Here is a 272-nt window from a genome sequence, read left to right as displayed (position 1 = left end):
ACTGGTCGATGCGGGTCTGCCGGTAGCGCAGCTCCCGCTCCTTCTCACCGACCTCCCGGGTCTTCTCCTCGATCTCCCTGTCCCGGTCTTCGACGCGCGCAATCAGTTGCGTGGCGAGCGCACGCAGCTGTTCCGGGCTAAGAGCGTTGAGGTCGGCGGGCAGGTCCATGCAGACGAGTCTGCCAGAACCCCGGAGAGCGCGAAAGCGCGACCGTATACGTCCCGAACGTCCTCAAACGACACGGATCACGCCGTCCGCGCCGATGCGCTGC

The 272-nt window shown here is 66.2% G+C and carries 1 pseudogene; it reads right to left on the bottom strand.

Going from position 1 to position 272, the window contains the following annotated elements:
* Positions 1–169 (bottom strand): annotated as a pseudogene (locus AB3X96_RS42830) (IS66 family transposase); the annotation flags it as partial.
* Between the last annotated feature and the right edge of the window lie 103 nt (positions 170–272).

The sequence above is a fragment of the Paraburkholderia sp. BR13439 genome, from assembly GCF_040948805.1.
Lineage (GTDB): Bacteria > Pseudomonadota > Gammaproteobacteria > Burkholderiales > Burkholderiaceae > Paraburkholderia > Paraburkholderia youngii.
This window is presented reverse-complemented; position numbering and strand designations above follow the sequence as displayed.